The organism is Hydrogenophaga sp. RWCD_12 (genome assembly GCF_046604225.1).
Taxonomy (GTDB): domain Bacteria; phylum Pseudomonadota; class Gammaproteobacteria; order Burkholderiales; family Burkholderiaceae_C; genus Hydrogenophaga.
The window spans coordinates 55,737-63,300 of record NZ_JBKIXC010000007.1 but is presented as its reverse complement, the minus strand read 5'-3'; the positions used below and the strand labels follow the sequence as shown (position 1 = coordinate 63,300).

The 7,564-nt window shown below is 59.1% G+C and carries 4 protein-coding genes; 2 read left to right on the top strand and 2 right to left on the bottom strand.

The features are described from left to right. Positions 1-154: 154 nt before the first annotated feature. Together galE and ACLIJ1_RS23220 are read right to left on the bottom strand one after the other, a co-directional pair. Entirely contained in the window at positions 155-1,162 is a 1,008-nt protein-coding gene (gene galE, locus ACLIJ1_RS23225; protein ID WP_411367952.1) for a UDP-glucose 4-epimerase GalE, read from the bottom strand. A 107-nt stretch (positions 1,163-1,269) separates the two neighbouring features. Then, complete coding sequence (locus ACLIJ1_RS23220) at positions 1,270-4,077, bottom strand: EAL domain-containing protein (protein ID WP_411367951.1); 2,808 nt, start codon at positions 4,075-4,077, stop codon at positions 1,270-1,272. Positions 4,078-4,504: 427 nt separating this feature from the next. Here ACLIJ1_RS23220 and ACLIJ1_RS23215 point away from each other — a divergent pair, with 427 nt between their 5' ends. Together ACLIJ1_RS23215 and ACLIJ1_RS23210 are read left to right on the top strand one after the other, a co-directional pair. Further along, positions 4,505-4,813 carry an RNA recognition motif domain-containing protein gene (locus ACLIJ1_RS23215; protein WP_411367950.1) on the top strand — a complete coding sequence of 103 codons (309 nt, stop codon included), beginning with the start codon at positions 4,505-4,507 and terminating at the stop codon, positions 4,811-4,813. A 258-nt stretch (positions 4,814-5,071) separates the two neighbouring features. After that, positions 5,072-7,543, top strand: a complete 2,472-nt coding sequence (locus ACLIJ1_RS23210; protein WP_411367949.1) for an AMP-binding protein — start codon at positions 5,072-5,074, stop codon at positions 7,541-7,543. Positions 7,544-7,564 lie beyond the last annotated feature (21 nt).

Genomic DNA, 7,564 nt, shown 5'->3' with positions numbered 1-7,564 from the left:
GACCACCACCGAGGTCGAGTTGAGAGCCGCTACCGGGCCGGCAGCAGACACCATGCAGGCCGCCACGACAAGCCCTCTCAGCAAACAAGACTCGGGAGCGGCTCGCACGTTCTTCCGCTGCCGGCAGGCGTCATCTGGCATTGCACCCATTCGATCAATCTTTCGTCGAGAGCCGATTCTGGAAAAGCCATGCGCTCGAACACATGTCTTCCAGCACCCGCGTGGCTTTCCATTTCAACGCACGTTCGGCTGACTGAACGTCGGCATACGAACAGGCGACATCCCCTTCCCGTCGCGCCGCCATGCGGAAGGGGACGGTGCGGCCGGATTCCTTTTCAAATGCTCGAATCATTTCCAGCACACTGAAACCTCTTCCGGTCCCCAGATTAAACGCATGCCAGCCCTTGTTGGACGACAGGAAGTTCAATGCGGCCAGATGGCCCTCGGCCAGATCCATGACATGAATGAAATCCCGCACCCCCGTCCCGTCGGGAGTCGGGTAGTCTCCACCAAATACGCTCAAAACCTCACGTTTGCCGGATGCCACCTGCACGACATAAGGCATCAGATTGTTGGGAATCCCTCTTGGATATTCCCCGATCAGCCCGCTGTCATGGGCCCCCACCGGATTGAAGTAGCGAAGGCAGACGACCCCCAGCGACGGACGAGAAGCACTGATATCCCGCAACATGTCCTCGATGTGCAACTTGCTGCGTCCATAGGCGTTGGTGACATGCTGCGGATGCGCTTCGTCCACGGGCAGGTACTGGGGATCACCGTAGATGGTGGCGCTGCTGCTGAACACCAGCTTCGACACAGACTCGGCCTCCATGGCTTGGAACAGACCCAACGAGCCGCAGATGTTGTTCTGGTAGTACTTGAGAGGCCATTGCACCGATTCACCGACGGATTTGAATCCCGCCAGATGAATGACTGCCTCTATCTGATGGCGGCGAAAAATATCCCGGACGAACGCGACGTCACCTACATCACCTTCATAAAATGCCGGCGATCGACCGGCAATTTCCGCAATGTTCCCGACCACATCCCGGCGACTGTTGGATAGATCATCAACAATGAATACCTGATGCCCGGCGGACATCAATACCACCGCCACATGGCTTCCAATGTATCCACAGCCGCCCGTCAGCAGGATATTCATGTTGCTCAATACCTATCGAGAATTCTGTCGAGTCATCCAGCAAGCGGCCAATTGCTGCTGCAAAGAAGCCTTGTCGGATTGCGTTTTCGGATATTTGTGCGTTGCACCTAGGCGGCAACTGTCGTGGCATGCGATGGGTTGCGCAAAAACGCTTCCAGCGTCTGGATGGGCAGCGCCGGCGCAAACAGATGTCCCTGGAACTGATCGCACCCTTGTTCTGCAAGGAAGTTCAGCTGCTCGTGCGTTTCCACGCCTTCGGCAACCACCTGCAAACTCAGGCTCTGCGCCAGCGCGATGATCGCGCGCGAGATGGCCGCGTCGTTGGGGTCGGTCAGCACATCGGCCACAAACCCCTTGTCGATCTTCAGCTGGTCCAGCGGCAGCCGCTTGAGGCAGGACAGCGACGAATAGCCCACGCCAAAGTCGTCCAGCGACAGGGTGACGCCAAGGTCTTTGAGCATGCCCATCTTCTGGATGGTGATTTCCATGCGGTCGGCCAGCAGGCTCTCGGTCAGTTCGAGCTTGAGCTTGTGCGGGCCAATGCCGGTGCGCTGGATGGCCGCCATGACCATGTCCACAAAGTTTGGGTGGCGGAACTGGTACACGCTGACGTTCACGGCAATGCTGAGATTCGCCGTCTGCTCCCCGTTGGCCCACGAGGCCAGTTGCTCGCACGCGGTTTCCAGAACCCACATCCCCAGCGGCAGGATGAGACCGGTGTCTTCGGCCACCGGAATGAAGTCTGCCGGCCAGATCAGTCCCTTCTCGGGATGTTGCCAGCGCACCAGGGCTTCCACCCCCGTGATCACACCCAGGCGGTCCACCTGCGGCTGGTAGTGCACCACAAACTGCTTTTCGCGAAGCCCTACGCGCAGAGCCGCACCCACTGCCGCGTTGGCGCTCACCGTCGCCTGCATGTCGGGGTCGAAATAGCACAGTGTGTTGCGGCCCATGCCCTTGGCCTGGTACATCGCAAGGTCAGCCTGCTTCAGCAATTCGCTCACATCGCTGTGTTTGCCACTAAACGCAGTGACTCCGATGCTGGGCGTGGCAAAGTGCTGATGGCCCACGATCTGGAACGGCTCACGGAGAACGTTCAACACCTTTTCAGAGAGGATGCGCGACTTGCTCGCCGCCGTCTCGGCGTCGGTGCTGAGGTCGTCCACCATCACCACAAACTCGTCACCCCCCAGCCTCGCCACCGTATCGGTCTTGCGCACGCTGTTCGTCAGCCGCTGTGCCACCTGTCTCAGCAACTGGTCACCCACGTGATGACCCAGCGTGTCGTTGAGGATCTTGAAGTTGTCGAGATCGATGAACATCAGGGCGCCGTGTTGCCCCGTGCGGGTACTCTGCGAAAGCGCCTTCTGCAGCCGATCCAGCAGCAACTGGCGGTTGGGAAGATCGGTCAGCGGGTCGTAAAAGGCCAGATGCCGGATCATGTCTTCCGCATTTTTGCGCTGGGTGATGTCACGACCCACGGCCACCCAGTGGGTGACCACCTCGGCACTCGCCTGTACCGAAACCACCTCCAGCTCGACCCAGAACGATTCGCCGGTCTTGCGGTGCACCATGAGCTCGGTGCGCGCTTGCGGCGATTCCTTCAAGCGATTGACCATCTCCAGCAGCTTGGCGGTGGAAGGGTCCCGCTCCAGCAGGAAGCGGGGTGGTTGACCCAGCACCTCGTCACCGCGGTAGCCGGTGTGCTTTTCAAAGGCGTCGTTGACAAACACGATACGCGCCTCGTCACCCGGTCCCGCACCCGCTTCGGCGATGACCACGATGTCGTTCAACCGGGCCACACTGGTCTCCAGCAGCATCAGCTGCTCCTGGGCACGTCGGCGTTCGGTGACGTCGCGGAAATACACCGCCAACCCTTCGGCAAAAGGGTACGCCCGCACCTCCAGCCATTTGCCCAGCGAGGGGAAGAAATCCTCCAGTTCCACGCGCCGGTTGGATCGGATCGCAACACCCAACTGCTCCCGCAGCCGTTGGGCCAGGTCAGGATTGAAATCCTGCCAAACCTCCTGGCCCAGCAGTTCGGCAGTGGTTTTTTGCAGAAGCCGCTCGCTTTCCTGGTTCAGGTAGGTAAAACAGCATTGCCGGTCGAGCGTGACAAAGGCTTCAGTGATGCTGGCCAGCGTGGTGGTCAGGCGCATCGCCAGGCGCAGTGTTTCCTGTTGCGCATGCTTTTGGACTGAAATGTCTTGCACCGCACCCTGGATGCGCACGATGTTGCCGCTCGCATCACGCACCGCATTGCCGACGGTGCGAACCCATTTGGGACTCAGGCCCGGAACCTGCACCTGGATCTCTTCGTCGAATGCCTCACCGGTTTGGGCACATCGTTCCAGCCTCTGGCGGATGCCAGTGCGCCATTCCGGTGTGTAGCGCCGCACCATGGCCGCCAGATCGGGTACGGACTCCCCGGGCTTCAGGCCCAGGATGCTCCCGTATTCCTCGGAATGCTGTATCTGCCCGGTACCGATGTTGACCGACCAACTGCCCACACCGGCCGTGTGCTCGGTCAGGTTCAACCGGCTTTCGCTCTCATGCAGCGCTTTGCCCAGACGCTCTTCCCTGCCCTGCGTCAGGTGCGCCAACCGCTGGTGCTGGCGAACCAGGTCTTGCAACTGTCGGGCATGGGCCAACAGAGCCTCCAGGCCCGGCATGAACGCCGCCAGCTCGTCCGGACCGCGCGGCGCGGCATCAAGCAGCGCCAGCCAGGCGGGGTTTCGCTCTCCGCTGGACACCAATGGAAGCACCAGACAGAACCGGACTTGCAATGCGCTCACCAGCGGGTCCGCCCGAAAGACGGGGTGCTCAGCGGCGTCGGGCAGGTAACCGTTCAGGTCTGTGTCCGCGGCCACTCTTTCGCACAGGGCCGCAGCGTCCGCCTGCTGGTCAGCGGACAACCCGCTGGCTCCCATGACCAAAGGGCCGTCTGCCTGAACTTCGACCAACATGGCCACCGAAACCCTGGCGAGGCGGGTTGCCAGCCGCGTGAGCTGTTCCCACTGCAGCCCAGGTGATGCTGTGTCCGCGAGATCGGTCGAGGAGACTGCTTCGTCGGTGTGGGTTGCACGGAGTCCTTGCTGCATGTCTCGCCCGCCTTCGTCAGTGGAGTTTTTGAAGCATACCCCCGCACGCCGGTGGTTGCTGGCGATCCTCAGGGCGCATGGCAGGCACGAACCTCAAGTTTGGTACCTCATTTAGGGGAGGGAATGTGTAACAGGCCTGTAGCAACTTGTAGCAACTGTATTACCATCATCTCATTAGTCAATGTGGCCGTTCCAGCCGCTTCCACCAGGGAGTGTCAGTCTGAAGATTTAAGGGGTTACCGTGAGCGCACTTGCAGAACTTCGGCAGCACAGTGATGTGAGCAGCCTGAAATCCGCGTTGCACGAGCTGTGCGGCCAGTTCGGACGTATCGCGCGCCTGGACATCCTCACGGCGATGCATGAGGGCACCAAACAGGCCATCTGCTTCATGCGCATGGAGCGGCCAGAGCAGGAGCAGCAACTGATGAAGACCTTGGGCGTTGGTCGATTCGGTGGTGAAGTCGTGTTCGTGCTGGATCTCAATGTGCCGGTGACGTCCGAAGACCAGGGCCCTTCGTCGCAGTGGGCCGACTCGGACTTCTTCGAGTAATACATTCGACCTCATTCAAGTTCAAACTCCACTGAGAATCTGACCCTTCGGTAGGTTGGGAGGCCGACAAGAACTTGATCCCCGACCCTGTGTCCGTTGAGCTCTGATCTGGTTGCCGGCTCTGGACGAGGCGGTGATGCGCGAGGTACGCAAGAACCAATCGTCTTGCTACCGATGGCCGCAGCGAAATGACACGGCGATTCGAGGTGACTTCAACACGGCGACTTCAGCTATCCTGATGCTGAGCCCGCTCCCGAGTTGCAGATCAATGAACCCAAGGTGCTGAAGATGCAAGACTCAACGCTTCGCGCAACCGGTCTGATCCGCCGCAACTCTCGCTCCTATGTTGAACAGGTTTTCGCACTCAACGAGCAGCGCCGGCCTCTGGTTGGATTTCAGGATGAGGCGGCCGCCAGGGAGCCGGTCGGCATCACCATTGAGCAGTGCATCGTTCCAGATGCAGGTGGTGGCTGGTTCACAGAACAGCACGCACTGATTCGCGACGAACTCCCGGCGCAGGTGACCTTCACGTCGGGTACCGAAGGCAAGCCCAAGGGAATCGTCCTCACCTACGCGAATCTCGCCGACGCTGCCGATCGGCTCATTGCCGAGATGGATCTGACGTCAGAAGCGCGGGAATACGTTGGAGTACCGGTCACACACAGCTTCGGCATGGCCCGCATTCGCGTCATCAGCGCAGTGGGAGGGCAGTCATACATCCCGCCACGGGGCTTTGACCCCATCGAACTGGCTCGAATGCTCGACGCGGGCGAAGTCAACTCGCTCTCCGCAGTGCCCACCCTGCTGCGAATCCTGCTGCACAAGCCTGAAGTCATCGGAAACACGGGCAAAAAGCTTCGGTGGCTGGAGATTGGCTCCCAGTACATGGCGGCCGACGAAAAGCGAAGGATCCGGGAGCTGTTTCCCAATGCCCGCATCGTCCAGCACTATGGACTGACCGAGGCCTCTCGCACCACCTTCCTGCAGATCTCGGACGCACCCGATGAATTGCTCGAGTCCGTGGGCCGTGCGGTTGGCAAAACCGAAGTAGGTATCTCTGCAGAGGGTCGCATCCGGATCCGCGGTCCTCATGTTTCGCAATGGCGCATCGACGGAGACCGGTTGCAACCGTTGACCGATTCGGACGGCTGGCTGGTGACAAGTGATCTGGGCCACCTGAAGGACGGATATCTCTTCTACGATGGCCGAGCGGACGACCTGATCAATACCGGCGGTGTCAAGATCAACCCCGATATCCTGGGTGAGCACATCAGCAAACACCTGCTGCACGGCGAAAAGGTGGTTGTGTCCAAGGTACCGGATGCGCTCCGCGGGGAAGGCGTATTGGTGGTGGCGGAATCACCGGACCTTGACCTAGCGAGCCTAAGGAGGGCGTCGACCGATGCGCTGAAGTTGCTGGGCCTGGATGTCGGAGATGCCCTGCATGTGAGAGCCATGCCGTCGATTCCCCAGACCGCCACGGGAAAGCCGTTGCGGCGGATTCTCACGGAGCAATTCGTTCTTGAGCGCGAAACAGTCCGCTCTGCGCCCGACAAAGCCCATGAAAACCATGAGTCGGAGGCGAGCGATGTCCTGGGGTTTTTCCAGCAGTTTTTCCCCGGACGCAAGATCACAGAAGACTCAAGCTTCGATGCACTGGGCGGTGACTCTTTGGGCTATATCCAGTTCTCCATGGGGTACGAGGATCGCTTTGGACCCTTGCCCAGTGGATGGGAGTCGCTGACTGTCGCGCAATTGCAGCGCAGCGTTCCGGAGACAGCAAACAAGAAGTCCCTCGTTCACCTGGAATCCGCGACATTGACGCGTGCATTCTTCATGATCTGCATTCTGGCCCTGCATCTGGACACCTTTGTCTACAGCAAAAACTGGGGGGCCGCCTATTTCCTTTTCCTGCTGGCCGGCTACAGCTTCATGCGATTTCAGTGGCCCGAAATCAGCCGCAGCGGAAAGGTCGGCGCAGTATTTGGAACCATCACAAGAATTGCTATACCGACCGTCTTGGTCGTTGTTGCCATGCAGCTGTGGGCACACGAAAGCGAATTGAAGCCATTGCTGCTGATCTCAAACCTGTTTGACCCCAAGCAATACCACGTTGCATATTTCTATTTTGCAGAAATATACATGCAGCTTTTGCTGCTGGTGGCAATTATTTTCTCTTTCACTGCCGTTCGAGATTCCTTTCGGCGAAGCCCGCTGGTCAGCGGCACGGTGCTGATGGTCCTGTCGATGGGATTCAGCTATATGATTGAGCTGTTCTGGGACACCAACTACATCTATCACAGGACGCCAATCTGGTATTTGTGGACCGTGGCCTGCGGAATGCTCATTGCCAGTTCCGCCTCACGGGATCTGTCAACCCAATTGAAGGTAATGGCGATTGTTTCCATCGCAGTCGTGATGCATCATGGGCTGACATCTGCCAGCTACTACATCTGCGCTGGTTGTGCCCTGTTGCTGTTCTGGCAGGAGATATCTGTGCCAGTTCCCGTGAAAAGAGTGGTTGGCGAAATCGCCGGGGCATCCATGTTCATGTACCTCAGCCACTACCAGGTGAAGTCGATCGTCACTCGCCTGTTTCACACCCCGATGCCATGGGTGGCGTTGCTCATGGCCATTGCCGTTGGCATCGGTTTTGCCCGAACCTATTACTGGGTGGAAAGCCAGGCATTGGCCTTGGGCAAAAAGAACGCTTGGTGGGGCCGACAATAGCAACCCTCAACCGCACCAGGA

Coding starts and splice junctions, on each gene's coding strand:
- galE (WP_411367952.1), bottom strand. CDS start 1,162: ATGAATATCCTGCTGACGGGCGGCTGTGGATACATTGGAAGCCATGTG.